Here is a 26,265-nt window from a genome sequence, read left to right as displayed (position 1 = left end):
GGGAGCAGGTCAAGTTTTCTTTATCCAGTTGCCATTTCTTATCTGCCAATTTGAAACTATACCTATTTATCTTAGCAAAAAATATTTGCTCATTTTCAATACATTTTATTTCCACACTAAACCCCACTAATTATTTTACTTACTGATTTATAGACCTTTAGGACGACATCTTTTTCTTGTTGGGATATATATTTAAAATTGTATCTATCACACATGATTGACTCTTTTGACCAACCCATGAGATAATTCCTTAAATCTTTCCTTCTACTATATTCTAATTCAGCACCTTCTATTCCTTTAGAGTACATATAATTCCAGGAGTGCCTTAGCCTATGACCTGAAAGATTATATAGCTCTGGACTTGCTCGTTTCAGTGTTGATATCACCTTCTCATAAGCTGAAATGCTTAAGGGTTCCCCTGCGTTTTTTCCGGTGCAATGAGCCACCAATAAGAAATTATGCTTTTTCCTTTTTGTCATTTTTTCTCTGCTATTACTTATGTAATCAAAAATTTCACAGGCTAATTCATCAGATAACGGAATAACCCTTTCTCCAGTCTTTACTAATGGTTGATAAGATCTTCCATCTTCTTTTGAATCATGTCTTCTGACTACACTTAAAGTGTTGTCTCTGAGATCAAAATCATCTATTTTAAGATTGAGCAACTCTCCAGCCCTTAAACCTAAATTTAAGAGCAAGGTAAATATTAGTCTGTTCCTGACCTGTACTTCCTTATGGAAAGGGTTTTCAATCCCGCCAATTTCTAATAGACGGAAAAGCACTTTGATCTCTTCTTCATTTAACGATTTTTCAGACATTTCATTCATATTCAATGAACTGTTTCTTGGAATATGTGCTCTGATACTTTCAATAAATACGTCTACTTCATACTTTGCATGAATCCCCTTTGACGAATGAACTAATCCACATAACCACTTAAGGTAGCGTGAAAAAACATGTATTCTATAACTAAAGGTTCTCTTCGCAATAAACCTATTACTTGCTGATTTTATATTTATAATTTTTTGTCTATCGAATCTTTGTTTCGCATATCTTACCAGATCATCTATTTCTGCAACGCTGAGATACTTTTTAAGCTCAATTCTCTCAACTATATTAATTTTCCTACTATCTAAAAAATTACTAAAAATTAGTAAGTTAGTTGCAACTATTTCCATAGTTGAGGCGGTTGCGCCTCTATTTCTTATGTCTGTAGTAAGAAATAGATTTTGATAGTAAGCTGGTAGACTACTATTTTTATCAAGGATCAGGCATCCTCGCTCCCCATTACTCATGATGAATTTCTTTACTTTATATCCCATTTTGACCTCATTCTTTACAAATTAATATCACTCTCACTTATTAAATATATTCCAATTCAAAATAATTCAAATTTTTTACAATGACTTTAGTTTATTTGGTATATATATTAATGGCTTGAAAAAATTTATTTGACGTCAAATAAACAGGTACGGCTAGTAAGAAGTATCCATACCCGATATTAAGAAAACCATCTCTAAGTCTTATAGCAAAAGCTCTGCCAGAAAAAAGGTAAAGAATTACGTCAAATATATTCTTTTTTTCAAATGCAAACTTTACAAAGCCTCGTTGTTTCAAACCCACTACGTAAACTCACAAAATCTGTAAATTTCTTTTTCTTAATACATTATCAAAAGTTAAAAATCGATGAAGCAGCATTTTTGTTAAGCGACATGCTTTCTTGAATTTTCGATAATTAATTGAATCCATTCATCGATTTCACTTTCGACAAAAGCGGTAGCACGAACACCGATCTTTACTGGCTGTGGAAACCTATTTTGGCTGATAAGACGATAGATCCACGCTTTACCAAATCCAGTTTTCTTCATGACTTCTGGTAAACGGATGAGACGAGCTTGATTTTCCATATGTATGTCCTCTGTTGTTTCTACAGGGATACAGTACAAATGAATTTCGAATGGATGAAGCGAGATTACGAACACCAGAGCCATCCCTGGTTCGAAACTATGAGTCTCTGGAGATTCATATCACTCAGAATCTGAGAGTTTCATAACATCCGAAACCCTCACATCAATAGGCTACAGGTAGAAAACAGTTCTTTCATTCACCTAAATTTTCACAAGATCGAAAGCCTTTACTCACTAGATTTGAGCTTAGAGAAGATAACCATCTGTTCAATTGCGTATTAAGGTAGCCTCTAATTATGTATTTTTCTTCAATAAGCCGTTGGATTGAAAAATATATTTTTATAATAAAAACCTTCTAAATTCTATTGCATAATAGTTTTGACATGTTATTTTATTATAACAATAGTTATTAAGGACCCAAAAATGATTGATATAAAAGGGAACATAGATCACATCAGAGTGTATTATTATAGCAATGAGCATCTTTTCAGAAGTGAATTAATCAAACTTGGTAGTTATGAATTCTATGATAAATACCTATGTAATCTAACACCAAGAGAATATCTTGATTTCTTACAACTTCTAATTGATGATATAATTGAACGAACAACGATAATACCAGATGAAATAACCTCTTTAATTAGTTATATGCTCGGCAAAGAAATATTAACAAAACAGGAAGATAATTCATTTGCTATATCTGAAAATATATTCACAGAGAACTATCAAGATCTGACAAAAAAATCTATTACATTAAATAACATACACACTGCTAAAAGAGAAAAAAATATAATCGAATCCAAAATTCATAACAAAAAATCTCTAAACAAAACTAAAAAGAGGCTATAGAATAGCCTCTTTACTGTCAGATTTTTCCTGATATTACATCAATTATGTGCTGTATGTGGTGTCTAATCTGATATTCTTTATTTTTCCCCAAACCGGGAAACGTTCTGCTTTTATAATGCTCGTTATATTTTTCTAATGCTTTATTAGAGCCGTACTCTGTGGCCCTTGTTCTAACTTCCTTTTCAATTTTATCTGTCATTTGTAAGAATTTTGACGCTACGTCGCCAATGTCTCTATCAGTATCATTCGAAACAAAATGTTCTATCCATATATCACCGCTTGCAGGATGTTTATAAATTAAATGAGATGCAACGGCACCAGCCTTGCCACCACCAATCTCAAGTTTTTTCCCGACTATAGTGAAATCACCGATACCTAATACTGTTTTACCAATTTTTTTATGTTTATCCGTGAAAACTTCTTGGCCAGAGTAATCTGCATTCTTATCTAATTTGACGAAGTTATCTTTCACTTCAATAAGTTTATTTTTAGGGATTTCATTAAATTGAAAATCGGTAACATTACCATCAATAGTGATATGAAATTCAATAACTTTTAATTTTGTTAACTTGGAAAATTCCACATCGCTAATACTTGGCTTGTTGTATATTAAAGCAACATTTGAACCTTCAAATGCTTTTAAGAAACCATTAAGGGTTTCAATTGCTACACTTGAGTCAACTATAAGGGTGGGGATAAGCGTTTTACATTTATCTAAATTATTTTTAATCGTTGCTACAAATTTTCTTCGAGCCTCTATATCTTTACTAAACTCATGTTGTTTTGGATTGATGACTAACATGACCCTCTTGTTTTTCTCTGAAAGTATCTCTAAACAACGTATAAGTTTATCGGTTTTGGTTAGCACAGGTTCAATTATCGGTATAAACAACTCAGCATTAGTACAACTTGTTGCCAATTCTCTTAGCGCTAACAGCTCAGAACCACGACCATATAGATATGGACTATACATATGACTCCCTCCAGAGAGAAAAATGATCACATAAAGTTAAGCATCTCTACACTATCCCCAAAACCGTGAGGATCTTTTTACGTTGAACACTTGATAAAGCAGATGACATTCCCAACACACGAAGGCAACTAGGAAGGCAATTAACAAAGCTTACAATATCATCACTTGTCGTTCTGCCTCTCATTGCATTAATGTAAATATTGTGAGCTATATCCTGAGGGATTTTTTTAAATATATCCTCGCAGAATGCATAAATAAGCCCGTTGGGTAAATTGATCTTCTCGCCAATGAATTTTTCTATTGCTGGAAGGTATTCACTTCTTTTCAGCATACGAAAAATATATAATATATCAACATTAGCTAAATTTGACTCAGCATTTTTCACTATTTTAAGGCTACCTCTATTATTTAATGCAATAACACCAACTTTATCTGGAACAATCTCAGCATATTTTTCAGATAAATTTGGATGAGTAACCACATAAATTTTATCGAATGCTTTTAAATAATCTGGGGTTTGGGTTTGCAATCTACGCGGGGTATCATATTCCGTTTTAATTTCATACGCTGTAGATGTTCCGTTAAAAATTGCAATATCAACAATAGACTTTCCGACATGAAGCTCACTTAATAAGGATGAGGTCCGGGGACTATGCCTCCCAAAAACTATTCGATTGGCTACTTCTGTTTTGTAAACATACTCATTTCTATAATTTCTGGATAACTCTTTATAACATTCACTAAAAAATGTATGTAATGGCTGCCCATCCTGCTTCATTTCATCAGAGAAAGACACAAAATCCAAGACATTAGACGGTTCTCTTCCCTTGGCTAAAGCCTCGAAAACTGGGCGGCTGAACACCCTTGAAAAAACTCTTATATTATCGATACTTAGCGCCATTGGGAAATCCATCATAATATTCACTGTTATATAATAGCACAATCATACCGTGAAAAAAATTGTCATATCTCGCATAATCGTTACTGCATTTCAAATCATTAAAATACTCTATTTCCAGTAAAATCTCTCTTAAAATATATTTATCAACCATTACAATATAATCAGTCAGCGTCTGTAATTTTCATTACATCATAAACGCTCATCTCTTTAATATGTCTGTTTTTATTTATAAAAAAGTAGAATTGGCGTAAAAAATCATTTTCTACTACTTTCATAGCTAAAGGTCGGTCTGCATCTCTAATATGATACCCTTGTCTAATTACCTTATCGTCATCTTCATCTCTATAAATCAATCGTGATATTCTATCATCTGACAGAAGCACTTTCTTTCTTTCTGACCAAGCAAGTAAATCAAGCATTGGTATTATTCTATAGCTCATTAACTTTTTTATTGTCCCATAACCAAATCTTACTGCATCAAGCGGTGCAGGTTTTACACCCTTAACTTTTCGCCATTGTGGTAATGATATTCGCAGTGCCTCTGCTATCTCATCATCACTTCCAGCCGCAAGATCGATTTCTAACATAATTGTAGTAGGAAACTGTTCAGGGATTTTTTCGGATATGTATTCGTTCTCAATAGTGGAATCAATCTTATATTGTTCTGAATTTGCTCTTATGAATAAAGCCTTTTTCATACAAGCAAAACTGATATTTGCTATTCGATCTACCGTGGTTATAAAAAAGTATGGCGGTTGATAAAGTTGATTTTCAGCATCCATATAATTCAAGTCTTTCTCTTTGATGAGAAAAGGATTACCTTCTAATATCTGCATATAATTTTTCAATACTGTTTTCTGCATTCCTTCTTCTATTACTGGTTTGAAGAAATATGTCCTCGCCCATATTTCATGGTAAAGCATATTAATTGAAATGTTTTCAAACTCTCGATATCTGTCCAAATCAAACCATGTTTTCACTGCTTTGGTGTCTTCTGATGTCCAACTATTCATTTTTACCCAAGATTTCATTAATGCCACTCCGTTGTAAAAAGTTTTACTTCGTAATAGCACATAAATCGCAAATAAAAAAATAGCGCCTCAATTTTTTATTGAGCACGCCATTTTATTAATTAAAATCAATTAGTTATCAAAATCAAAAGGTGCAATTCTTCTCTCAGTTGTTTCATCAAGATAATCAGCCCACCACTGCAACATCAACCTACGCTCGTCCAAATGCTCAGCTTTATGAATGTATGCGGCACGAACGGAGTTCCGCTCCTGATGGCTCATCTGCCTCTCAACAGCATCTCTCGACCACTTTCCTGACTCGATCAAAGCACTACAAGCCATCGCTCTAAAACCATGCCCACATACCTCAACAGTTGTGTCATAACCCATCGACCTTAGTGCCTTGTTGACTGTGTTTTCGCTCATAGGTTTTCTGAAATCATGATCGCCAATGAATACAAGGTCGCATTCTCCGCTGATTTCTCTGATGGCTTTTAGAAGTTCTAAAGCCTGACGACTTAACGGCACGAGGTGTGGGGTCTTCATTTTTGAACCTCGATGGGAATGTTTGACTCCTGGCAATGGCTCGCGTTCTCCAGGGATAGTCCACATCGCATTTTCAAAGTCGATCTCCGACCATCTTGCGAATCGGAGTTCACTGGAACGAATAAAAATGAGCAATGTCAGCTTTACGGCTAACTTCGTGAGTTTCCTACCTTTGAAGTTATCAATTCGTTCTAAGAGTTCTGAAAATCGTTCGAATGGCAAAGCAGGCCTGTGGATTCTTTTGGCTACAGCAATAGCTCCTGCCATCTCCTGAGCAGGGTTGTAATCTATCAGCCCGTTCTGGACAGCATATCGCATTACTGCCGTCGTCCTTTGCTGTAGTCGGGAAGCAACTTCCAGTCGCCCGGAAGCTTCAACAGCCTTGATAGGGGCAAGAAGATCTCTGGTATTAAGCTCGGATATTTTTCTTTTACCAATAGTAGTAAAGAGACCATCTTCCATGCTTTTTAGAACTCTCTCGCTGTGGGAATCAGACCATTTCCTTTTACAGGCAGTATGCCAGTCCCTTGCGACAGCCTCGAATGTCAGGGCTTCACTTTGCTCGATCTTGTCGGCTTTTTTCTTCTCAGAAGGATCAATACCAACAGATACCAACTTTTTGGCCTCATCTCGTTTCCTGCGAGCTTCACCAAGAGAGACCATTGGATAAACACCCAATGCTAAAACTTTCTGTTTGCCATCGAAACGGTATTGGAGTCGCCAGTATTTTGAACCATTGGGGTTGATCAGCAGGTGCATACCCTGCCCATCTGTGAGTTTGAAAGGTTTGTCGGAGGGCTTGGTAGTCCTAACTTTGATATCAGTGAGTGCCATCAGTTGATACCTCCGCTGTTGGTATCAAAATCAATCGAACCGAAGATACCACCAGTTATACCATCATTCGTTGGTATATGTGGATAGAAGTAAGTAGACGTGGGCAGACTAAGAAAAGCCAAAACCCTTCTTAACTTACTGTTTTTATGGACTAAAGTAGACGTTAGTAGACTTGAAAAAAGCTTTGTATGGTGCCGAAGGCCGGACTCGAACCGGCACGTATTTCTACGGTCGTTCGCTTGTCTTACAAGCTCCTGTAATCCTTTGAATCAACTGGAAAAACAGGTAAAGACTTCGACATTTCACACTATTCAAAATCATGTGCAAAAGCCCTGACAAAATAGCTGGGGTGAACATGATTTACAAGCGAGATCGTTACTTAGTTTTAGATCCATGCGGAAACTATCTGGTGAGGATCGCCATACCAAAGTACATGCGTCATCTGTTCGGAGGAAGACATAACTATGTGAAGAGCACAGGCACACGCGATGTGCGCGAAGCCCGTCTCTTTCGTGATGCGGTTGCTCTGGAGTGGTTTAAGATTCGTAACCTGATAAAGCCACAGCGTGATCGAGGCTCGAAGGTAGAGCAAATCCTCAATGAACTACGTCAAGTTGGTACGTATGCACATGCAGCACCGGAGCCATTAAGCGCCCCTGTAATGAGTTGCCCTTCCCTCTTGAGGATGCGGGATCAATACATTCTCCAGTTCAGCGAGAAGCGCAAACTCACCACGCTATCAAAGACAAACAAGGCTGTAGAAGTGCTCTTAGAACATCTGAAAAAGCGCGATGTTCAGCTTCGTGACATTAACCGGACCACCGTTACAGGTTGGCTTGATAAGCTCAAGACGGAGAAAGCACCACAGACCATACAAAACTATGTCAGCGCACTGGCTCAAATCTGGGATCTGGCTCGTAACAGATATCACGATGCACCACAGGAAAACATCTGGCGCGGTCATGCGCTGGAGGCCAAAAGTAGCAAGGTGAGCTATGAGGTGTTTGAGCCTGGAGAATTGGCGAAAGTATTCTCTGTGATGGCAGATGATGAAGAGATGCAAAATGTAACGCTGATCGGCATGTATAGCGGTATGCGCCTGAATGAAATTTGTTCATTACGTGCGGCCAACATCCGAGAGATTGAAGGGGTGTTATGTTTCGAAGTGACGGAGGGGAAGACCAAATCAGCAGCCCGTATTATTCCGGTGCATAGCCTGATCACTCCGTTGGTGTTATCGCTTCGTGAGAAGCCCTACAACGGATTTTTGTTCTATCGTGCGTCAATCATTGACCGTGCAGACGGAAAGCGCTCTACGTGGCATTCACAGCGTTTTACGAGGGCTAAACGAAAGGCTTTAGGCGAAGCGGGATCAGAGTTGAAAGTTTTTCACTCGTTACGCCACCAAGTGGCGCAAATGTTCGATAGAAATCAAGTGGTTGAGGACAGAATAGCCCTTCTGCTCGGTCACGAGCGCGGCTCTACAGAGAGTTTCAAGACGTACAGCAAGAATGCCGCCTCTCCTGTTGAGCTACGGCAGTATATAGAATTGCTACGCTATCCAGAGATAGAGAATCAATAAAAAAGGGGCGTAAGCCCCTCGTTAACTTATCGAATAGAACATTATTACATTACTTATATATTTATGTGAATATGTGACCTGCTCCCCGTTGATTAGTACACCCCGATGTTAGTAATGTCTTCATAAGCCACATGAGGACATCCCCATGAAGAAGCGTTTTTCCGATGAACAGATCATCAGTATTCTCCGCGAAGCCGAAGCTGGGGTACCCGCCCGTGAACTCTGCCGCAAGCATGCCATTTCCGATGCCACGTTTTACATCTGGCGTAAGAAGTATGGCGGTATGGAGGTGCCTGAAGTTAAGCGCCTGAAGTCGCTTGAGGAAGAGAACGCCAGACTCAAGAAGCTGCTTGCCGAAGCCATGCTGGATAAAGAGGCGCTTCAGGTGGCTCTTGGGCGAAAGTACTGACGACAGACCAGAAGCGGGAAGCCGTGATGTTGATGTGTGATGCGACCGGTCTGTCGCAACGTCGTGCCTGCAGGCTTACAGGTTTATCCCTGTCGACCTGCCGCTATGAGGCTCACCGTCCGGCTGCTGATGCGCATTTATCAGGGCGCATCACTGAGCTGGCACTGGAGCGCAGGCGTTTTGGCTACCGTCGTATTTGGCAGTTGCTGCGCCGTGAAGGGCTTCATGTTAATCATAAGCGCGTGTACCGGCTTTATCACCTCAGTGGCCTGGGCGTAAAACGCAGAAGACGTCGTAAAGGGCTGGCAACAGAACGTCTGCCGCTGCTCCGTCCGGCGGCGCCCAATCTGACCTGGTCGATGGATTTCGTCATGGACGCACTTTCCACCGGTCGCAGGATCAAGTGTCTTACCTGCGTCGATGATTTCACAAAGGAATGCCTGACGGTCACTGTTGCCTTTGGGATTTCAGGCGTTCAGGTCACGCGTATTCTGGACAGCATTGCACTGTTTCGAGGCTATCCGGCGACGATAAGAACTGACCAGGGGCCGGAGTTCACTTGCCGTGCACTGGATCAATGGGCCTTTGAGCATGGTGTTGAGTTGCGCTTAATCCAGCCGGGCAAGCCAACGCAGAACGGATTTATTGAGAGCTTTAACGGACGATTTCGCGATGAATGTTTGAATGAGCACTGGTTCAGCGATATCGTTCATGCCAGGAAAATTATTAATGACTGGCGGCAGGATTATAACGAATGCCGCCCGCACTCCACGCTGAATTATCAGACACCGTCTGAATTTGCAGCGGGCTGGAGAAAGGGTCATTCTGAGAATGAAGATTCCGACGTTACTAACTGAGTGTTGTATCTAATCGTGGGGGCAGGTCATATGAACCAGTATCAAACAAAAAACCGAGCAAAAAAACAACCAGAAAAACATTGCAAGACTAATATATAACAATCAGCAAACACCCACTATAAAGCAGAAAGGTATGTGATATCAATCACTTAGTCAAAGCCATACATCCGTACCACAAATTTTGGCAATACTATTGCTTTATTGTGATAAAAATTACAATATAATTTTAATTAAAATTTAAGGTATTTGTTATGGATACTACATTCATTGCTGAACCTATAGTGAGCATTGACGAGAGGTTGTTAGGCGTTGAGCTTCTCACTCGCTTCATTACCTCAGATGGACGTCACCTTCACCCTGAGTTCGTAATTTCATCTTGGGATTTAGATAGGAAGCGGCTTTTCCTATACGAACAATGTGGAAACATTGCCATTAAGCAAACGTGGTTCGAGCAAAAGAATCTATTTTGTACACTGAACATTGATCAGCAAATGGCTTTTCTGATACGTCATGACTACATACTTAGACAAACTTTCGAATCGATGCCATTCATCAAACTTGAACTTTCTGAGCATTTCCCTGGTTTGGATAAGGGATTGAAAAGTCCCTTATTAAAATCGCTGAGCCAGGGTGTAAATGGGCTATGGCTCGATGACCTTGGCGCAGGAAACGCGAATGTAGTTAGTTTGATCGAAGGATACTTTGAGGTTGTAAAGGTAGATCGCTGCTTCTTTAATGAACAGGTGCAGAAACCAACCTTCAACCCGTTGATTGCATCAATCAAAAAACACTGCGACAAAATTATTATTGAAGGGATTGAGAATAGAGATCATATGGGGTTACTGCGTGAGGTGGGAATTTGGGGATTACAGGGCTATCTTTTTAAATCTGTCCCTTTTAAAAATGTGGATTCATTGCTTTAGTATTGAAACCATCAAAAAAGGGGCATAAGCCCCTCATTTTTTAAACTCCGTCGTAACAGTGTCAGATTCAGTTTTCTTAGGTGCATTGTTCACCACCTTCTGTTTCACCGTACCGCCTACAGATTTATTTCCCTGCGTTTTAGTTGCAATAACATTAACTGTAGCTTTGCTAACAAGTCTGATCTGTTCAAATTCAAGATCGAATTGCATCGCGTATTCAGATTTATAATCGTAGGAAATGCCGGAGAGAATAACATTCTCGTACACTTTGTGCTCTGTCACTAATGTGATGGGCTGGCGACTGTCAAACATCTTATCGAGGTATTCGATAGCTTGACTGATACGAGTGCCATTCACACCAGCGCTGTATAACAAATCCTTTTCCAGCCTCACCGGAGTTTCGGAAATAATCCCCGATAGCTTGAATGTATTATTCTTAATCTGAACGTGATCGCTCACCTCTGCCCCGCTCTCAACGGGATAGCTGGTAATGTCAGCCTGTCTGCGTATTCCCGTATCCGTCACGGCATCAAACACTATCGCCTGATAGTTTTGAATGTAGCTATCTGAGGACGAATTATATACAGATGCAAGGATGGTGAAGCCGTTATCACCTTTGGTGCGGGTAGCACTGCTGTTATTACTGTTCTGAGTTGAATTGATTCGGGAGGCATCGCTGCCCCCGATAGTTAAACTTCCAGGTGTTGCCATTTAGCCCCCCGTCCCTTGTCCAGATGAAACAGCCAACACCATACGCTGATTGTTATCACTGATACGCTGATCAACGGTAGCATTAAGCATGTTTCCGAATGTCGGATCAGGAGAAATAGTTAGATGGATAAGCCCTTCCGGTAGCTGATTCTGCAATACTACAGGCTGCATGATCGGCGCACTGGCTGGCTTAGCTGGCGCTGCTGCACTCTGTTTCAACATTGAAACAGGAGAGTAATCTCCATTGGTGCTCTGCGCGTAGCTGCTCACGTCCTTAGCGTCGCTTGTCCCGTTCCACCAATCATGGAATGTATCGAACACATTAGGCTGGTGTGTGCCGTCTGCTTTCGGCTGGCTGGCTCCATAGGCGTTAGCCACTGGATTACTTCCAGGCTGTGCAGGTGCTGACGTTGTGCCGTAATGCTGGCTCACCGCCTCTTTAGTGGTGTTGTCACCGTTCAGAAGGTTTAGCTTTCCAGTGATCCAGTTGGTTAGCTTCATCAGACCATCCACCACATCGCCCGCAGCCCGTCCGACACCCTGAAAGAAGGGTAACGCCTCCTGCATAGCTTCCTTAAACTCTCGCATGGTTTCAGGGTCAATCTCTGACATAAACCCTTCGAAGAATGCCAGCTTCTGGCTATCGGAGAGAATGCTAAGCTCCTGGTTAAACTTACGGTAGGCTACAAGCTGATCCTGCTGTTCCTGGTTCAACCACTGACCATTACGTTTGAGCACGTCCACCTGATCAGTGAGTGCCTTCCCGCCGTTCATAAAGGCTTTGGCGTAAAGCCCGAGATCATCCCCGAGGTCTTCGAGATTGTGCAAAATTTCCTGTTCACTCAATCCCTTAGATTGCATTGTGTTGGTGTATGAAGAGACAAAACCAAACGGATTTTTAGCCCATTCTTTAAGCTGTTTAGGCGTATACCCCATGTTCAAAGCAGTGTTAATGCCTGTTGGTGCTCCTGTCCATTCACCTTGTTTATTACGTTTCGCATTCAACGCACCATCTGCGAGCTTTTCGGAGACATCTTTTGCTACATCGAGGTTTTTTCTGGCTCCCTGGGTTCCCATCCCACTATCGATACCATTAGCCTGTGCAAATTGGCCTAACGATTGTAAAAAGTTATAATCTACACCGCCCAATCTGGCACGCTGCACAATCTCGCTGCGCTCTTCCTGTGCTGCAACAGCCTCTTTCCCCCATGAATAAGCACCGTAAGCCGCCGCACCAATACCAGCGCCAGCCAGCGCACCAGTGCCTAAGCCCATCAGAGAGCCAGAGATCGCCCCTGTAGCTTTACCACCGCCAGCAAGAGCGTTAGCTCCTCCCGCCTTTGCTGCTGCCCTACGCTCTGCGTTAATGCGTCTGTAGCTCTGCTGGAGGCGCTTAATCTCGCTGTTCTGGCGTTGTAGAGAGATAGTTCCTGCTGCATAGGCTTTGGTGATCCGTGACGCTGCAAGCGCGGCCTGTGTAAGCTCAACATTGGTAAGATGTTGCATTGATTTAAAGCTGCTGGCTGTATCTAAGAGCCGCAATTCAGCCCGTTCACGACGAGCCGCCGAACGTGCGGCCTCTTTCGCAGCCTGTGCCTCTGCTCTCGCTTTAGCCTTTGCTGCTCGCTCTGCTTCACGCTGGCTGTTATCACGAGGCTTTGACGCTTTCTTATTCAGCTTATCAAGTTCCCTTTCAGCAGACTTTAGCCCCTGGCTGAATCTCTTCATGTTCATCGTAGGGTCTTTAATGCCTTTGGCTTTCTTCTGAATCTGGTCAAAAGCATCAAGGGCTGTCTTCATAGAATTGCGGTCAACACTAAATGTCACCGTGTTATTAATTTTAGAAGTGTTAATCTCAAGCATGATTATTCACCGCCTTTCTTTTCGTTCACAAGGTAATTAAGTGCATCTGATACACTCATTCCTCTGAAAATAAGTTGCCTTAGATGTGAATGACTAACATCAAGCGCTCTCGACACGGCTGCTAAATTGAGTATTTGCTCTGCGTTTGTATCATTAAGTTGTAAATGCAAACCTCGACTCTTTAGGATAATTTCCAATTTTATCTTTCCTCATTATTCTGGAAATAAAAAAGGGCGGGAACACTGGGGAGATGTTCCCAACGTTCACACGCCCTATTCAAATAGTTCTTCTTTATTTCAGACGGTTAGAACTACCGTCTACGCTCGTTAAGCGCTCAAGCTACCGAATACAATCGACTGTGCCACCACTTGTGGGATGAACGGCAGGAATGAAGACTCGGAACAGATAGAAGGGAAACCAAATTGCTGATCAACCACAACGTATTGATGAACCAGATCAGCACCCTTGCCCTGTGTAGCGTGGCGAGTACCCACACCGCTATGCAGAGTGAAAGCATTGTTATCAAGCAGTGGGATCGCTACGAAACCATCAGCGCCAATGCGGGAGGCAATGGAAGGGATTCCGGTAACATCGATCACGGTAACGCCGTTTAACTGCCAGGACTCAAGCCCAGGGTTATCGGTCTGCACTTTGGTAAAGAAGTTATCAGGATTGTTAACGCTCAGGGTGTAGGTCATAAACTTCGAAATGCTTGAATGGTAACGGAGGGCGCTTGCGGCCTTTCCTGCTGCCAGAATCACCATACCACGGCGTTGTTTTGCCAGCCCTTCACCCAGAGTTACCGACTGAATACGGTTAATCTGCGTTAGCTGTTCAAAGATATTCGCTGTGTCGCTTGCATCAAGCGTGAACTGCGTTTTAGCACCACCTGCAAGGAAATCTAAGTTTCCCTGATCGGTGTAGTCGCTGTCCTGTTTCAGATCCAACAGGGCTTCACAAAGTGCAAGCTCGATACTGTTTTGAATCTGACTGTATTGGGCGGCAGAGAAATCAGCCAGTGCCAGCGTAATCTGATCGCCTACATCTGGAATTTGACGGCTGCGGTACTGTTCCAGATCACGCGAGGTTACGGAGTTTAAAGAGTTCACGTAGCGAAGACCATAAAGCTGAGTGCTGAACTCTGGACGGCGTGCCGTACCCCAGGCGCTTTGTGCGTAGGCTGGCTGTTCCGGTGCAGTCAGATTATCAGAGATAATGCTGGTATCAATTGCAATGCGGTTTAGCTGGTGATGTTCAATCTTAAATAGATTTAAATTCGAGATGACATTATTGGGGGCAACGCTGATCTCGAAGGGAGAGGCGAAATCATACATTTTCCCAGAAAATAGATCGGTGTAAGACATTATGTTGTTATTCCTTATTATTCTTATGTGGTACGCAGTGCAACAGTGCCATAATCGGCAAAGACATAGCCTTTAGCTAAAAGGGTCGCCACGACAGAAGCGTGATCGAGAGATGTTTCCAGAGCTTCCGCATTCAGAACCACCATTACCGGATTGGCAACAATCAGATATTTATCCCCTGCTTTCGCTGGTTCTACGAGTACATACGCAATTGAGCCAGTGCTTGCGGCTGATTCGCCGTCTTCGTCCACCACAGCCCCGACAGGGAGATCGGTAGAGATACCAGCATCCAGTTTGATTAAAGAATCCTGCAAAATACCATCTGCTGCGTAGCAAACCACTGATGCTCGGATTAGGTCGTTAAATGACATTGTGTTATCAGTCCTTATTCTTTGCCGCTAATGCTGATAACTTGTCTTTCAATCCGTAGGATGTATCTTTATTAGCTGCTTTGGTTTTAAATAAACGTTCAGTTTCTTTGATTAGCTCTTCTTTAGAAATGTTAAGTAGCTTAGAAACTGCCGTAATAGTTTCATCAGAGAGTGTCAAACTCTCACCTTTATTCATCAGAAACATTGTCGTTTCCTCGTATTTATAACGTTTTTGTTACTGTGGGTAAAAAGAAAGCGGCAATAAAGCCGCTTCTTTGGGACAGCTGGAAATCTTATAAACCAGCCTGGGGATCATTCCGTGTCGTTGCAAAACACGCTTAGGATGAATGATCGCCTATTGGAATTTCTTATCACTACCAAGCCTTTCGACTTAATAATTAATAAGGAGACAATACAACTCGACTAAAGAAAAATGTTCCAGTGTCTGAATTCTCTGTATTGTCTGACAACTGCGCATTATAAAGACGTATAACGATTTCAGTTGTAAAGAGCAGGATTGCTCTTCTATAAAATCACTCGTTGTGAATTACTACCCTTAGAAGGTGCTCTCCACCGGATATCCCCTATTTACTGTGACAAGCAATAAATAAGGCAGTGGAGATCCCTTGTTAGAAACAAACGTAGACGTAGCAATAAAGGACACAACCAAAAATCACAGAAGGAATGATTTTAGAGAAGAGGGCTACCCTACAAGGGAGGAGTAGCCATCTACGGGAGAAGTGATTCGAATACTATCCCTACTTCTTATTCTATAACATTTCTGTTAATTTGTCAATACCCAAATCGACATTTTATTCACTTTCCTTGCATTTTTATTCAAATTCACTTACTGCGTATTTCTCGGCAATGGCTCCTGCCAGTTCCGCAAGTTCGGCGGTGATGTATTGCAGGGAGCAAGCAAGCTCTTCAAGGTCATTCGCAATGCGCCACGCCTGATCCACGGTGACGGTATCCCCGTTCATCTGCACCAGGTGCTCTACAGCAGCGTTCCAGTGTTCAAGGGCGGTGATTGCCTGTTCAGTGTATTGTATCGCTTCCAGAAGCGCGGAGGGCGTTCTCTCACGCCACGCTGCATTAACAAGCTGCAATGCTGGTAGATGCCAGATATCGTGGAAAGAGTTAATAAGGTTGTTCACGCTGTTCACGGTGTCCATAGTGTTAAGAGTCATAATGTTCCTTGGTATCAAATAGGGTGTCAAAGTCGCGGGTTAAATTGTTAAGGTGATTAACCGAAAGCCAGCCGCAATAATGTTCGTATGAGGAGAAATTAAGAATTTGCCATTTGTGGAGATTTGAAGAATCCACATTAAAGATTTTCATCTTCCTGGGTTTCCAAAATGCACCAGGGCAGCTATTGAGAATATCCTGTAATGCGCCCATCTCGTCAGGAGACATTGCAGGGCTATTCTCTTCAATTATTGTAGTTTGCCATTCACCAGGAACAGAATTGTATTCCTTCGAAAGGCGAGATAGATTTTGAAAATCAGATGTTCGTAATAATGATTGTGCGTTTCGTTCAAATTTTGTAACTACGTTACGTTTTCTTTTTCCCATTCATTCCTCGTAGAGGGAAACTTCCGTGTTTTCTCGTTAATGTCCATACTGCGTAAAATGCAAATAACCAATACATAGCGATGATCATAAAAGTTTCCCGTAGATTTTATTAGTTGTTTGAGTAGATGATCTCATAATCCGAGATCATTGATTTTACTGTTACGTCAAAATAGCCAGTTTCTTTAAAGTCGATCACACCGAATGATTTTAACGTGTGAAGCCAGAACATCACACCGCCCTGCGAACATCCAGAACGTTCGATAATGTCACCAAGTCGGATCTTGGTTGGTTTGGATCTGTAAAAGTATTGCAGGGTTTCTAATACGCGCTTTCCAGCGTCGTTAATCTGAATACGGTCAACACCGTATTTCACTAAGTATTGGATCATAATCCTCCTGGTTAAAATGGTAGATCTTCGAATTCGTCGAAGGTTTCATTCGTTGGTACGGTTAAAATAATCTCACGTCCAAGATGTTTGGTCGCTGTCTGGGAAATAAGTCGGTAGGCTGCTTCCTCATCGCCCATTGTCTCTGTTAACGCCCATTTCAAAGCGGCATCAATGGGATCGCCATTCGGTTTGCAGATAGCTACACCGCCCCAGGGAAGGTCTGGCTTGTCCTGCTGAGTGGGGATCGTTGGTGTTGGTGCTGGCGGCTCCAGGTATTCTGGAGCATCCCAGACAAACGGAAGATCATCAAAATCAGGAACTGAATGCTCCTCTGCGGCCTTCACTGGCTCAGGGGCTGGCACTTCGTCAGACGCTGCTACAGGCTGCACTGTCAGTGCTTCTGGTGGAGTAATGTGCGCATCAGTGATCGGAAACGTGCGGTAAACTTTGGAACGATAACCAGGGTTTTTCTCTTTCGTGATTAGCCCTGCATCTTGCAGCTTCTGAATGAGTTTGCAGGTGTGCTCCCTGGATAAATCGATCACCTTTCCAAGTTCTGTCTGGCTTTCGTAACAGAAATTCCCTGAATTTTCCCATCCCTGAAAATAACAGTACAACTTTTGCGCCTTCGGGCAAAAATCCATGAAACCATTTTCGAGATTGGGAGAATAAATACGTGGAATCTCTCGGAAGTAATGCGGGATGTTGATTGTACGATCTCTTACTTTTCCATCTTTATCGGTGTATTGGTATTTTGGATCTGCCTTAATCTCGGCGAGGGTTTTTGCCATTGTTCTATGCTCCTATGTATGCTCAGTAAATTACGAATGCTTATCATTTGGTTTTCTCCGCTTCTCATTCGTGGGGTGGGTTTTGACGCTGTTTCGTAGTTGTTACGCGCCAGCTTTCGAATATTTAACCGCCAGGTTTTGACACTCTTCAAGAAGTAGTGCGCTTACGCTCATTTTTCGGCGCTTTGCTTCTTTGAACAGAATCTGGAATGTGGCATCCGGGATCATTAACGATGTGGACGGCGGTAGTTTGGTTTTCTTCTCGATCATTCTGGTTTCCTCCTTCTGGTTTATTCGTTGGTGGTCGAAGTGCGGATTTCATCCCAGCGCTTCAATACTTCTGTGAGAAAGGCTTCCCTCTCGTGGTATCCACGAGCGCGGCAAGCGTTGCGTAGTGCTCGGATGCGGTAACGGTTGGTGGTTCCGTCTTTCAATTGTTGAAGTGTGTCTTCAACGTCAAAGTATCTCAGTGTGGCCTCCTATGGTTGGCGTAAATAAAAAGACACCTTGCAGCCTGACGGCTCAAAGTGCATTAAGAGATTATGTGGATAAAGTTTTATGCTATATGGGTATTCTAACCTATTTCTAAACTTTTGTCAACCCCTTAACGGTGATTATTCGAAATTTTTTTGATCATTTTCAATGCGTTGTATTTTTGCTTTGCGATTTGTGCTCTTTATACACAAAATAAACAGTGGATGTCAATCTGTTTTTGTGGTAGAACTTGCCACCAGAGAAGACAGCCACAAGAACAACGAAAAACAGCCTGTAACGCTCTCTGCGGCGTTCTGACGCTTTCAGGCTACCATTGCATTCCCTACCCTGTTTAAATCGCTCTACGGGCTTCCTGTGCGCCCTCTGGCACTTACCGAAACCAATAGCACAACTACAGAGGGATAACGGTAGTTATCAGGATAGTAGGTGTTGGTATTGGATTGAGGCTGGATGAACTGGAGCCATCAGCGAACAGTGAAGCCTTAGCCACTGACTTACTGAAACCTTGCATGGGTGAACGTTAGTTCATGAATGGATGGTTGAAGTTAGTCAGCTTATCAGATGGACAATCAACGGTAGTTGGTTGGTCAGATGGTAATTCCGCGCACAGCGCAATGGTATTCGCCCACGGCGAAAGCGATCTCTTGCCGATGGCAAATAATCGTTCGTGCCTGACTCTCGTCAGAAACGAAGTTTGCACGAGTCCAGAAGGTAAAGAGTAACGCTTTGCTGCGTCGTGAGCAGGAACGGGGGTGTTCGGGAAGCCACCAAACGGCGTACCAGGACATTTCCCCTTGAGTGACGGCGATTGACGCCAGGCAAATGATCTTTGCGACCAGCGCAAAAGGTCAAATCCACAAACATAGTCTTATAGATCTTAGTATTATAGTTAGTTAGTCTTATAGAGTGACGTTACGTCACAGATAACGTGCCTCATGTGTGGCGCTGCGTCACAGAAGTAGCTTGTTGATGTGACATTACGTCACAGACAGGATGATTCGTATGTGTGACACTCCGTCACATAGCAGGGTTTTTCCCGTATGTTCTCACGCTGAAAGTGACAAAACGTCACTCCCCAACGATTAATCATCACCCTGCTCACTCCGAATCGCACATACAACAACACCTAAGATTAATCTTAGATTAACCAAAGGTTATCCCTATCAAACTGGAGCGTAATCCGCTGGTAATTCGCAGGTAAAGAAGGCCATTAATACGGGGGAAAGTTGCCATAGCCATCAAGATAGTAACAAATGAAACTATCACTCATGTTACATAAAACCTTACGCCGTGCGGCTCACAGCGATCATTGTCCACAATGAACACTTTCATGGTAGGTGCAATTTGCTTAACGCCTTTTTCTAAAATTGAAACATCGGTTTATTTTCATGCCGAAACCCATCAATTAATTAGCATTCTAATCATTTCTTGGTGCAATCAACTCAGGTGAGAATTATTATCATCTACCGTGCAAATCCCTCCCGATTCGATACACTTTAGCAAAGTGTATTTTGTAACTCATTGATTTAACTAAGTCAGTACGCTTTTCCATCACTTCACCGTGCAAACAGGGGTAACTCCCCGCCATCGAAAATAAATTTCTTGACATAACCACCGTTTCATGAACTATGAGATCAAATTTATTTTCATCTATTTTTCAATCACTTACTGATATTTGCCAAAATCCGCGCCTGGAATTGGGGAAGTGCCTCGGGCGGTGTTCGATAGGTCAAGCAACCGCGCACACCTCTTGATCATTTCGTGCTCTTCATAAACAAACGTATCGTGCAACATATTGAAAATGATCAATTTCTGATCAATGATAATTTCAACGAAACGAACATAAGGAGGGTAAAGATGAAAGGCATTAGCCAGGCGCTAAAGAGCGCAGATGAAGTTAAGGCAGTGGCGGCAGAGCTACAGCGCAACACCACCACCAACCTGTTTTATTGCCTGTGGGTGTTTATGTATGAATCAGGCTTGCGTATCTCTGACGTGCTCAAACTCCGGTACGAAGATGTAGAAGGGCAATCTCACCTCAAGGTGAAGCAGGAGAAAACTGGAAACGTGGTGAGGCCAAAAGTTACAGCGTCCATGCTGTCAGTGGTGGCACAACGCAAGGCAGAGCAAGCCGACATGCCAGTGAAGACAGATTTCATCTTTAGCAAGGGCGATCTACGTAGCAAAGGCAACGCCGTAACCCGTAACACGGTATTCACTGAATTTGGGAAGATGGGACGTAGAGCCGGATTCTCTAACGTTGGATGCCATACGCCGAGAAAAAGTCGGGGGCGAATTCTTCATCAAGCTGGGGTGCCGATTGAAACTATCGCCCATTTCCTGGGGCAGACAGATCCACGTTCAACCATGTATTACATCGGGTACGGTCAGGACGTGCAGGACGATTTAACAGAGGAGTTTTCTTTAGAATGGTGATCACCATGAAAAGTTTGAATGTGCTGACGTTGGCAGTCTTGCCATCCTTGGCGAATGTCAGACGACTATAAACAAATGTTACATAACGTCAGTTTGTCTTTGGGAATATTTCTGAAAATGAATGGGTACAATTGCAGAATGATAAGGGGAGTGATTAACTGCAAGCCTAATTTATTATCGATACTCACAGTAAGCTGAACATGAACAGCAAAAATAGAATTCAAAAAAAACTGCTGAAATATCATCACATTGACCTTAAGAACCCTCGTCACCAGTCGGATCTGGCAGGTTCGGACCTGCGGTTTATGGATCTTAGGAGGTTTAACTTGCGTAATATTAATTTATCGGGTTGCGATCTTTCGTTCAGCGATCTTCGGGGAGCCGATTTCTCATATGCCTCTCTGAAAGGGGCAAATCTCAGCCACTGTAAAACGGAAGGGGCGATTTTCAGTCACGCGAATTGTACCGGAGTGGACTTTTCAGGAAGTGACATACAAAAAGCTACTTTTACTGGGACACTGACAGAGCGTGTGGATATTAGCAGCGACACGCTGTCATCCCGACCGCTCATCTCCGTCTATATGCCTACTTGGAACCGTGAAACACTGACGATCAGGGCTATACAATCAGTATTGAAACAGGATTATACACACTGGGAACTCATTATTATCGATGATTTCTCATCGTCATTTGATAAGCTTCAGACTTATATCGCCGATCTGAATGACCCGCGCATTACCTACATCCGCAATGAATTTAATTCCGGAGCCTGTGCCGTCCGGAATCAGGCGATACGAATGGCCAAGGGATATCTGATAACGGGTCTGGATGATGATGATGAATGGCTGCCGACACGCCTGTCCTCCTTTCTTGCCTGCCAACATAAACTTCAACAGCACAGCTTCTTATACGCTGATGATTACCTTTGCGACAGCACCGGATACAAGCACCTTAATGAATTACAGGTTTACCCTAAACCTCCCTATAAAAAGAACCTGTTTGATAAGCGGAATATTATTGGCAACCAGATGCTTACTTTAACCAGCCGGATGCAGCAGGTTCTGTTTGATGAACACCTGACCGCCGCTCAGGATTATGATGCATTCTACCGGTTGGCTGAAACCTATGGCGATCCTTTCAAACTGGACGTGATAACTCAGGTGCTATATGTCAATCACGGTGAGGTCCGCATCACCTGCTCAGGACGTAAGTTTTCAGGTTATCTGGATTTTTACCGGAAGCACAAAGCCAAATTAGACGTATCGAGTAAAAAATATCAGCTTTTCACCCTATACTACATTCGAAATAAAAGGATGCGTCCACAAACGCTAATAAAGCTGATGACACTACGCAATCTGAAACGCTATCTGATGATGTATTCCAGCTTTCGGAACAGGAAGTTCTAACACGTACAAATGATGAGAGGATAGTCTTTAACACTCCAGGGGCGCAACGCCCCCTTTACAGCTATACGTCCCACGCAAAAGTTTTCTTTTTCCATCTTGGTTATCCTTTGCTGTGGGTAATCAAAGGTAGCGTAGCGCAAAATTTGGACAATACAAGCCATAAAGCCCCGTTAGTGGTACAAGCAACAAGCGGAGCGTAGCGACTTCATCAGATAGTCAGAGGGATCACACCTTATCAGGGTGCTCGTGTACCGTTAGGAGCGTGAGCGAAGCGCTGGCAGAGCCTGCATGTCGTGTGCAGGTACGTTTACCACTATTCACCTGTTTACGCAGCCACAAGGCTGCACATCGGGCTTAAATGCGTGTGATCAGTCTGTTTTGGTATAGGTTTAGAGACGGCGGCACGTCTTCCAGCTTCAAAGGGAAAAGCGATACGAGGTTGAGCTTGGGAACTACTCGCCACTATGTGCTAACATACCAAAGCCATTAACAAACACAGTGGCTTTTGTACGTGATGAAGAATTGACATTTTCAACTGGTCAATGAGACGGAATTTTCACACTAACTCTTTGATTTAAAAGAAAATAAGGTACTGAATGCCGAAGGCCGGACTCGAACCGGCACGTATTTCTACGGTTGATTTTGAATCAACTGCGTCTACCGATTTCGCCACTTCGGCACTGAAGGGGATGCGGAAACGTTGTGGATTATACCTGTCGCGCGCCGCCATGCAAGCGACGACGCGCGAAACCCGCGCTAAGTGCCCAAAAAACCAGCGCCCTTCGTCACTCCAGCTCAGACACCGCCAGCCGAATCACCCCTGCCGCCTTCTGCTCCGGCAGCGCCAGCACCTTGGCCCACATCTCCTGCACCATATCGCAGGAGAGCTTCTCTTTGCCCGCCGCCTTCTCCGGCATCTGCAGCAGCTGGATGTCCTCACCGTACTTATCGGCAAGCGCTTTCATAATCGGCCGCACGTCCTCGACTGCCGCCTCGCGTTCGGCTTGGGTCACGGTGTGGCGATTTTTTCCGTAGGCCGCGCGCATCATGTCGGCGTCGGCCTGCATGCGCCGCGCCATCAAATCTTTATCCAGCATGCGCATCGGGTTGATGCCGCCCTTCACCATCGGGTAGAGGAAGCGGAAGCAGGCGTCGTCGCTCACCTTCTGGATGGCGGCGGTCTGCTCCATGTTGATGGTCATGTAGTTCACCACGTTGGCGTCCGGGGCGTTTTGCAGGCGCGTCATCTGCAGATGCAGGATCTGCGGCTGGATGGTGTCGATAATCTGCTGCTCCGGCTCGCCCGCTTTTTGCAGGGCGGCCATCTGGTCGAGGATGCGCTGATGCAGCGCGGGCTCCTGCTCCTTAATCACCTGCCAGGCGGGCATCGCGTTGAGGGCGTTATCCATCTGCCGTTCCGGGGCGCGCTGCCTGTCGAAAAACACCCAGAACGCCACGGCGGCAGCCGCAATGACGATAATCACAATACGGGTCCACTTTTTATTCATCTCGCATCCTTATCCTTGAGTTATGCCGGTTTACACCGGCACGCCGCTGTGGAAGCGAAACTCGTGGTCCGGTGTCGAGATAAGTGTGGCTTCAATTTCGCCAAAAAGCTGTATGCGCGGTGAGATATCGTCGTCGCTCACCTGCTGAGCCAGCGTCAGGTAGTCCTGATAATGGCGCGCTTCCGAGCGCAGCAGCGAGAGATAGAACTTCTGCAGGTCGTCGTCGAGGAACGGGGCCAGCGCGGCGAAGCGTTCGCAGGAGCGGGCTTCGATGTAGGCGCCGCAGATGAGCTTGTCGATTAGCGTCAGCGGTTCGTGGGTGCGCACGTCCTTCAGCATCCCTTTGGCATAGCGGCTGGCGGTGATTTTGACGTAGGGAATGTCGCGGGCCAGCATCGCCTCGCGCACCTGCCAGAAGTGGTGCAGCTCCTCTTTAATCAGCAGCACCATGCTGTCGATGAGCGCCTGTCCCCACGGGTCGTCGGTTTTGGGCATCACGCTTTTGCCAATCTGCCTGTGCAGGGCGATGAAGTCCGGCTCCGGGCCGTCGCGGAAGGTGAACTGTTCGTAGGGCTTGAGCCAGTCGAGCAGCGCATCGGCACCGCTTTCGTCGGCGACGTATTTACGCACGAGTAACAGCGCGGTCTGGGCGGCCTTGAGCTCGCACACCATATGGTCGGTGAGCAGCAGCGGCAGGTTCGCCGGGTCGCGGGCTTTATCAATCCATGCTTGCGGGGTCGGGCACTGGAGGAAGTTGAGTACGGGGGCGAGTATCTGCGGGTAATCCATGGTTCTGCCTTGAAAAAAGCGGTGGCGCGTGCCACCGCCTGAAACGCTTAGTGACGCACGCCGTCGTCGTCTTCGTCGACGTAATCTTCGTCGTCGCCTTCTTCGCCGTCTTCACCGTTCGGATCTTCGAAGTAGGTTCCCCAGCCGTCGTATTCCACGTCAAACTTCTCGGCCAGGTTCATCAGCTGTTCTACCTGCGCGTCGATCAGCTCCGCCTTCAGCGCGCCTTCGCTCAGGATATCGCAGCAGATGACGGTGTCGCCCTCTTCCACTTCCAGCTCTTCCGGCTCGGTCACTTCGTAACCCAGCTTGAAGGCTTCCACGGCCATTTTTTCCAGCGCTTCAAAGTCGTCCGCAGAGAAATGGTGTTCGATGGTGTACAGCGCGTCCGGATCGCTACCGTCTTCCAGCAGTTCTTCAATAATCAGACGTGTCTCTTCGCGTTGCTCTTCCAGTAATTCCGGGTTTGCCATGGGTCAATCCTCTTTAAAGTGCGGCAGATACTTCTATTTTCACACACGGACGGGTTTGCCTCCACCTTTGTTGGAAAGATTTGTGAAACGGGGTTGCAAATGAATAATTACACATATAAAGTGAATTTTAATTCAATAAGTGGCGTTCGCCATGCGAGGATAAAATGTCTGATCTGTACAAGAAACACTTTCTGAAATTGCTCGACTTTACCCCTGCACAGTTCACTTCTCTGCTAACTCTTGCCGCACAGCTCAAAGCCGATAAAAAAAATGGCAAGGAAGTACAAAAGCTTACTGGAAAAAACATCGCGCTCATCTTCGAAAAAGACTCAACCCGTACACGTTGCTCTTTCGAAGTTGCCGCATTTGACCAGGGCGCACGCGTTACCTGGTTAGGGCCGAGCGGCAGCCAGATTGGGCATAAAGAGTCAATTAAGGATACCGCACGCGTGCTCGGGCGGATGTACGATGGCATTCAGTATCGCGGTCACGGCCAGGAAGTCGTCGAAACGCTGGCGCAGTATGCGGGCGTGCCGGTGTGGAACGGGCTGACCAACGAGTTCCACCCGACGCAGCTGCTGGCGGATCTGCTGACCATGCAGGAGCACCTGCCGGGCAAGGCGTTTAACGAGATGACGCTGGTCTACGCGGGCGACGCGCGCAACAACATGGGCAACTCGATGCTGGAAGCGGCGGCGCTGACCGGGCTGGATCTACGCCTGGTGGCCCCGAAAGCCTGCTGGCCGGAAGAGAGCCTGGTGGCGGAGTGCAGTGCGCTAGCGGAAAAGCACGGCGGGAAAATCACCCTGACGGAAGACGTGGCGGCGGGCGTGAAGGGCGCGGACTTTATCTATACCGACGTCTGGGTGTCGATGGGCGAAGCCAAAGAGAAGTGGGCGGAGCGGATTGCGCTGCTGAGGGGGTATCAGGTGAACGCGCAAATGATGGCGCTGACCGGCAACCCGAACGTGAAGTTCCTGCACTGTCTGCCGGCGTTCCATGACGACCAGACTACGCTCGGCAAGCAGATGGCGAAGGAGTTCGATCTGCACGGCGGGATGGAAGTGACGGACGAGGTGTTTGAGTCGGCGGCGAGCATCGTCTTCGACCAGGCGGAAAACCGGATGCATACGATTAAGGCGGTGATGGTGGCGACGCTTGGGGAGTGATTGACTCCTCTGCGGTCTGGTGCCCTCACCCCGGCCCTCTCCCACAGGGAGAGGGAGAACACCCAGCCCGTAGGCCCGTGCAAGCGCAGCGCCGCCGGGCGAATCAGGCGACGATGCGGCCTGATGCCCTCACCC

27 protein-coding genes, 1 tRNA gene and 2 pseudogenes are annotated in these 26,265 nt (G+C 44.6%); 9 read left to right on the top strand and 21 right to left on the bottom strand.

Features of this window, described 5'->3' with window-relative positions; translation table 11 throughout:
• Positions 1–13: 13 nt before the first annotated feature.
• The 3 genes and pseudogenes from L350_RS24700 to L350_RS09795 all read right to left on the bottom strand — a co-directional run.
• Positions 14–115: pseudogene (locus L350_RS24700) on the bottom strand (hypothetical protein); the annotation flags it as partial.
• A 1-nt stretch (position 116) separates the two neighbouring features.
• Positions 117–1,322, bottom strand: coding sequence for a site-specific integrase (locus tag L350_RS09790; RefSeq protein WP_032625293.1), 1,206 nt, complete (start codon positions 1,320–1,322; stop codon positions 117–119).
• Positions 1,323–1,703: 381 nt separating this feature from the next.
• On the bottom strand, positions 1,704–1,907 hold the full coding sequence (locus L350_RS09795) for a helix-turn-helix transcriptional regulator (RefSeq protein ID WP_016190490.1): 204 nt from the start codon (positions 1,905–1,907) through the stop codon (positions 1,704–1,706).
• Between the two features lie 423 nt (positions 1,908–2,330).
• Between L350_RS09795 and L350_RS09800 the strand changes: the two genes are divergently transcribed.
• Positions 2,331–2,756, top strand: coding sequence for a hypothetical protein (locus tag L350_RS09800; RefSeq protein WP_032625288.1), 426 nt, complete (start codon positions 2,331–2,333; stop codon positions 2,754–2,756).
• Between the two features lie 16 nt (positions 2,757–2,772).
• Here the strand turns inward: L350_RS09800 and L350_RS09805 are convergent, their stop codons facing one another.
• The 4 genes from L350_RS09805 to L350_RS09820 all read right to left on the bottom strand — a co-directional run bounded on the left by L350_RS09805 (position 2,773) and on the right by L350_RS09820 (position 7,020).
• Positions 2,773–3,729 (bottom strand): sce7725 family protein, encoded by a 957-nt coding sequence (locus L350_RS09805; protein WP_032625286.1) that lies wholly within the window; start codon positions 3,727–3,729, stop codon positions 2,773–2,775.
• A 46-nt stretch (positions 3,730–3,775) separates the two neighbouring features.
• Positions 3,776–4,630, bottom strand: coding sequence for a sce7726 family protein (locus tag L350_RS09810; protein ID WP_032625284.1), 855 nt, complete (start codon positions 4,628–4,630; stop codon positions 3,776–3,778).
• Between the two features lie 161 nt (positions 4,631–4,791).
• Entirely contained in the window at positions 4,792–5,661 is an 870-nt protein-coding gene (locus L350_RS09815) for a DUF6387 family protein (protein ID WP_032625281.1), read from the bottom strand.
• Positions 5,662–5,772: 111 nt separating this feature from the next.
• Positions 5,773–7,020 carry a tyrosine-type recombinase/integrase gene (locus L350_RS09820; protein WP_001218959.1) on the bottom strand — a complete coding sequence of 416 codons (1,248 nt, stop codon included), beginning with the start codon at positions 7,018–7,020 and terminating at the stop codon, positions 5,773–5,775.
• 355 nt (positions 7,021–7,375) lie between these two features.
• On the opposite strand from L350_RS09820, the gene L350_RS09825 reads away from it, so the two are divergent.
• From L350_RS09825 to L350_RS09840, 3 genes are all read left to right on the top strand, one after another.
• The gene (locus L350_RS09825) at positions 7,376–8,602 is read left to right on the top strand and encodes a site-specific integrase (RefSeq protein WP_032625585.1); all 1,227 of its coding nucleotides are present in this window, start codon (positions 7,376–7,378) and stop codon (positions 8,600–8,602) included.
• A gap of 145 nt (positions 8,603–8,747) precedes the next feature.
• Positions 8,748–9,868 (top strand): IS3-like element ISSen4 family transposase gene (locus L350_RS09835; protein ID WP_096147877.1). Its coding sequence is split into 2 segments (ribosomal slippage): positions 8,748–9,006 and positions 9,006–9,868, totalling 1,122 coding nucleotides; the frame shifts between segments, so codons are not numbered across the junction.
• A 251-nt stretch (positions 9,869–10,119) separates the two neighbouring features.
• Complete coding sequence (locus L350_RS09840; RefSeq protein ID WP_032625276.1) at positions 10,120–10,791, top strand: EAL domain-containing protein; 672 nt, start codon at positions 10,120–10,122, stop codon at positions 10,789–10,791.
• A 33-nt stretch (positions 10,792–10,824) separates the two neighbouring features.
• Here L350_RS09840 and L350_RS09845 read toward each other — a convergent pair whose 3' ends face one another.
• The 10 genes from L350_RS09845 to L350_RS24475 all read right to left on the bottom strand — a co-directional run bounded on the left by L350_RS09845 (position 10,825) and on the right by L350_RS24475 (position 18,124).
• Positions 10,825–11,502 carry a phage baseplate protein gene (locus tag L350_RS09845; RefSeq protein ID WP_032625273.1) on the bottom strand — a complete coding sequence of 226 codons (678 nt, stop codon included), beginning with the start codon at positions 11,500–11,502 and terminating at the stop codon, positions 10,825–10,827.
• Positions 11,503–13,365: a hypothetical protein gene (locus L350_RS09850; RefSeq protein WP_032625271.1), complete on the bottom strand. Its 1,863-nt coding sequence runs from the start codon at positions 13,363–13,365 to the stop codon at positions 11,503–11,505.
• A 326-nt stretch (positions 13,366–13,691) separates the two neighbouring features.
• Positions 13,692–14,729: a hypothetical protein gene (locus L350_RS09855; protein WP_032625270.1), complete on the bottom strand. Its 1,038-nt coding sequence runs from the start codon at positions 14,727–14,729 to the stop codon at positions 13,692–13,694.
• Between the two features lie 23 nt (positions 14,730–14,752).
• Positions 14,753–15,100, bottom strand: coding sequence for a hypothetical protein (locus L350_RS09860; RefSeq protein WP_032625268.1), 348 nt, complete (start codon positions 15,098–15,100; stop codon positions 14,753–14,755).
• A 7-nt stretch (positions 15,101–15,107) separates the two neighbouring features.
• Positions 15,108–15,305 (bottom strand): hypothetical protein, encoded by a 198-nt coding sequence (locus L350_RS09865; RefSeq protein WP_032625265.1) that lies wholly within the window; start codon positions 15,303–15,305, stop codon positions 15,108–15,110.
• A 628-nt stretch (positions 15,306–15,933) separates the two neighbouring features.
• Positions 15,934–16,290 (bottom strand): hypothetical protein, encoded by a 357-nt coding sequence (locus tag L350_RS09870; RefSeq protein ID WP_129541593.1) that lies wholly within the window; start codon positions 16,288–16,290, stop codon positions 15,934–15,936.
• Positions 16,280–16,675 carry a hypothetical protein gene (locus L350_RS24280; RefSeq protein ID WP_032623407.1) on the bottom strand — a complete coding sequence of 132 codons (396 nt, stop codon included), beginning with the start codon at positions 16,673–16,675 and terminating at the stop codon, positions 16,280–16,282. The genes L350_RS09870 and L350_RS24280 overlap by 11 nt, the downstream gene beginning before the upstream one ends.
• A gap of 109 nt (positions 16,676–16,784) precedes the next feature.
• Positions 16,785–17,063 (bottom strand): hypothetical protein, encoded by a 279-nt coding sequence (locus tag L350_RS09875; protein WP_032625260.1) that lies wholly within the window; start codon positions 17,061–17,063, stop codon positions 16,785–16,787.
• 11 nt (positions 17,064–17,074) lie between these two features.
• The gene (locus L350_RS09880) at positions 17,075–17,854 is read right to left on the bottom strand and encodes a helix-turn-helix domain-containing protein (protein WP_032625258.1); all 780 of its coding nucleotides are present in this window, start codon (positions 17,852–17,854) and stop codon (positions 17,075–17,077) included.
• Positions 17,855–17,956: 102 nt separating this feature from the next.
• Positions 17,957–18,124 (bottom strand): hypothetical protein, encoded by a 168-nt coding sequence (locus L350_RS24475; RefSeq protein ID WP_022649293.1) that lies wholly within the window; start codon positions 18,122–18,124, stop codon positions 17,957–17,959.
• A 2,082-nt stretch (positions 18,125–20,206) separates the two neighbouring features.
• On the opposite strand from L350_RS24475, the gene L350_RS09885 reads away from it, so the two are divergent.
• The 3 genes and pseudogenes from L350_RS09885 (at position 20,207) to wcaA (ending at position 22,191) form a co-directional block, all read left to right on the top strand.
• Positions 20,207–20,785, top strand: coding sequence for a tyrosine-type recombinase/integrase (locus L350_RS09885; protein WP_032625257.1), 579 nt, complete (start codon positions 20,207–20,209; stop codon positions 20,783–20,785).
• 200 nt (positions 20,786–20,985) lie between these two features.
• Positions 20,986–21,288, top strand: a pseudogene (locus tag L350_RS24695) (pentapeptide repeat-containing protein); the annotation flags it as partial.
• Between the two features lie 48 nt (positions 21,289–21,336).
• Positions 21,337–22,191, top strand: coding sequence for a colanic acid biosynthesis glycosyltransferase WcaA (gene wcaA, locus L350_RS0122455; protein ID WP_072202517.1), 855 nt, complete (start codon positions 21,337–21,339; stop codon positions 22,189–22,191).
• A 597-nt stretch (positions 22,192–22,788) separates the two neighbouring features.
• Here wcaA and L350_RS09890 read toward each other — a convergent pair.
• From L350_RS09890 to rraB, 4 genes are all read right to left on the bottom strand, one after another.
• A tRNA-Leu gene (locus L350_RS09890) sits at positions 22,789–22,870 on the bottom strand.
• 106 nt (positions 22,871–22,976) lie between these two features.
• Positions 22,977–23,699, bottom strand: coding sequence for a hypothetical protein (locus L350_RS09895; protein ID WP_032625255.1), 723 nt, complete (start codon positions 23,697–23,699; stop codon positions 22,977–22,979).
• A 30-nt stretch (positions 23,700–23,729) separates the two neighbouring features.
• A complete protein-coding gene (miaE, locus tag L350_RS09900; protein ID WP_032625253.1) occupies positions 23,730–24,488 on the bottom strand; it encodes a tRNA isopentenyl-2-thiomethyl-A-37 hydroxylase MiaE in 759 nt (252 codons plus the stop codon).
• A gap of 47 nt (positions 24,489–24,535) precedes the next feature.
• Positions 24,536–24,961 (bottom strand): ribonuclease E inhibitor RraB, encoded by a 426-nt coding sequence (gene rraB / locus L350_RS09905; RefSeq protein WP_032625251.1) that lies wholly within the window; start codon positions 24,959–24,961, stop codon positions 24,536–24,538.
• Between the two features lie 99 nt (positions 24,962–25,060).
• Between rraB and argL the strand changes: the two genes are divergently transcribed.
• Together argL and argF are read left to right on the top strand one after the other, a co-directional pair.
• A complete protein-coding gene (gene argL, locus L350_RS24555) occupies positions 25,061–25,156 on the top strand; it encodes a putative translational regulatory protein ArgL (RefSeq protein ID WP_213083700.1) in 96 nt (31 codons plus the stop codon).
• Complete coding sequence (gene argF / locus L350_RS09910; protein ID WP_032625248.1) at positions 25,126–26,130, top strand: ornithine carbamoyltransferase; 1,005 nt, start codon at positions 25,126–25,128, stop codon at positions 26,128–26,130. Before argL ends, argF begins: the two co-directional genes overlap by 31 nt.
• Positions 26,131–26,265: the final 135 nt, after the last annotated feature.

The organism is Enterobacter sp. MGH 4 (genome assembly GCF_000534735.1).
GTDB classification, from domain to species: Bacteria; Pseudomonadota; Gammaproteobacteria; order Enterobacterales; family Enterobacteriaceae; genus Enterobacter; species Enterobacter intestinihominis.
Note: the sequence above shows the minus strand (reverse complement) of the source record. Positions and strands in the feature narration are given on the sequence as shown.

Bases quoted from the DNA above. Each gene is read 5' to 3' on its own strand.
- L350_RS09790 (WP_032625293.1), bottom strand. From the start codon at position 1,322: ATGGGATATAAAGTAAAGAAATTCATCATGAGTAATGGGGAGCGAGGA.
- L350_RS09795 (WP_016190490.1), bottom strand. From the start codon at position 1,907: ATGGAAAATCAAGCTCGTCTCATCCGTTTACCAGAAGTCATGAAGAAA.
- L350_RS09800 (WP_032625288.1), top strand. From the start codon at position 2,331: ATGATTGATATAAAAGGGAACATAGATCACATCAGAGTGTATTATTAT.
- L350_RS09805 (WP_032625286.1), bottom strand. From the start codon at position 3,729: ATGTATAGTCCATATCTATATGGTCGTGGTTCTGAGCTGTTAGCGCTA.
- L350_RS09810 (WP_032625284.1), bottom strand. From the start codon at position 4,630: ATGGCGCTAAGTATCGATAATATAAGAGTTTTTTCAAGGGTGTTCAGC.
- L350_RS09815 (WP_032625281.1), bottom strand. From the start codon at position 5,661: ATGAAATCTTGGGTAAAAATGAATAGTTGGACATCAGAAGACACCAAA.
- L350_RS09820 (WP_001218959.1), bottom strand. From the start codon at position 7,020: ATGGCACTCACTGATATCAAAGTTAGGACTACCAAGCCCTCCGACAAA.
- L350_RS09825 (WP_032625585.1), top strand. From the start codon at position 7,376: ATGATTTACAAGCGAGATCGTTACTTAGTTTTAGATCCATGCGGAAAC.
- L350_RS09840 (WP_032625276.1), top strand. From the start codon at position 10,120: ATGGATACTACATTCATTGCTGAACCTATAGTGAGCATTGACGAGAGG.
- L350_RS09845 (WP_032625273.1), bottom strand. From the start codon at position 11,502: ATGGCAACACCTGGAAGTTTAACTATCGGGGGCAGCGATGCCTCCCGA.
- L350_RS09850 (WP_032625271.1), bottom strand. From the start codon at position 13,365: ATGCTTGAGATTAACACTTCTAAAATTAATAACACGGTGACATTTAGT.
- L350_RS09855 (WP_032625270.1), bottom strand. From the start codon at position 14,729: ATGTCTTACACCGATCTATTTTCTGGGAAAATGTATGATTTCGCCTCT.
- L350_RS09860 (WP_032625268.1), bottom strand. From the start codon at position 15,100: ATGTCATTTAACGACCTAATCCGAGCATCAGTGGTTTGCTACGCAGCA.
- L350_RS09865 (WP_032625265.1), bottom strand. From the start codon at position 15,305: ATGTTTCTGATGAATAAAGGTGAGAGTTTGACACTCTCTGATGAAACT.
- L350_RS09870 (WP_129541593.1), bottom strand. From the start codon at position 16,290: ATGACTCTTAACACTATGGACACCGTGAACAGCGTGAACAACCTTATT.
- L350_RS24280 (WP_032623407.1), bottom strand. From the start codon at position 16,675: ATGGGAAAAAGAAAACGTAACGTAGTTACAAAATTTGAACGAAACGCA.
- L350_RS09875 (WP_032625260.1), bottom strand. From the start codon at position 17,063: ATGATCCAATACTTAGTGAAATACGGTGTTGACCGTATTCAGATTAAC.
- L350_RS09880 (WP_032625258.1), bottom strand. From the start codon at position 17,854: ATGGCAAAAACCCTCGCCGAGATTAAGGCAGATCCAAAATACCAATAC.
- L350_RS24475 (WP_022649293.1), bottom strand. From the start codon at position 18,124: ATGATCGAGAAGAAAACCAAACTACCGCCGTCCACATCGTTAATGATC.
- L350_RS09885 (WP_032625257.1), top strand. From the start codon at position 20,207: ATGAAAGGCATTAGCCAGGCGCTAAAGAGCGCAGATGAAGTTAAGGCA.
- L350_RS09895 (WP_032625255.1), bottom strand. From the start codon at position 23,699: ATGAATAAAAAGTGGACCCGTATTGTGATTATCGTCATTGCGGCTGCC.
- miaE (WP_032625253.1), bottom strand. From the start codon at position 24,488: ATGGATTACCCGCAGATACTCGCCCCCGTACTCAACTTCCTCCAGTGC.
- rraB (WP_032625251.1), bottom strand. From the start codon at position 24,961: ATGGCAAACCCGGAATTACTGGAAGAGCAACGCGAAGAGACACGTCTG.
- argL (WP_213083700.1), top strand. From the start codon at position 25,061: ATGAATAATTACACATATAAAGTGAATTTTAATTCAATAAGTGGCGTT.
- argF (WP_032625248.1), top strand. From the start codon at position 25,126: ATGTCTGATCTGTACAAGAAACACTTTCTGAAATTGCTCGACTTTACC.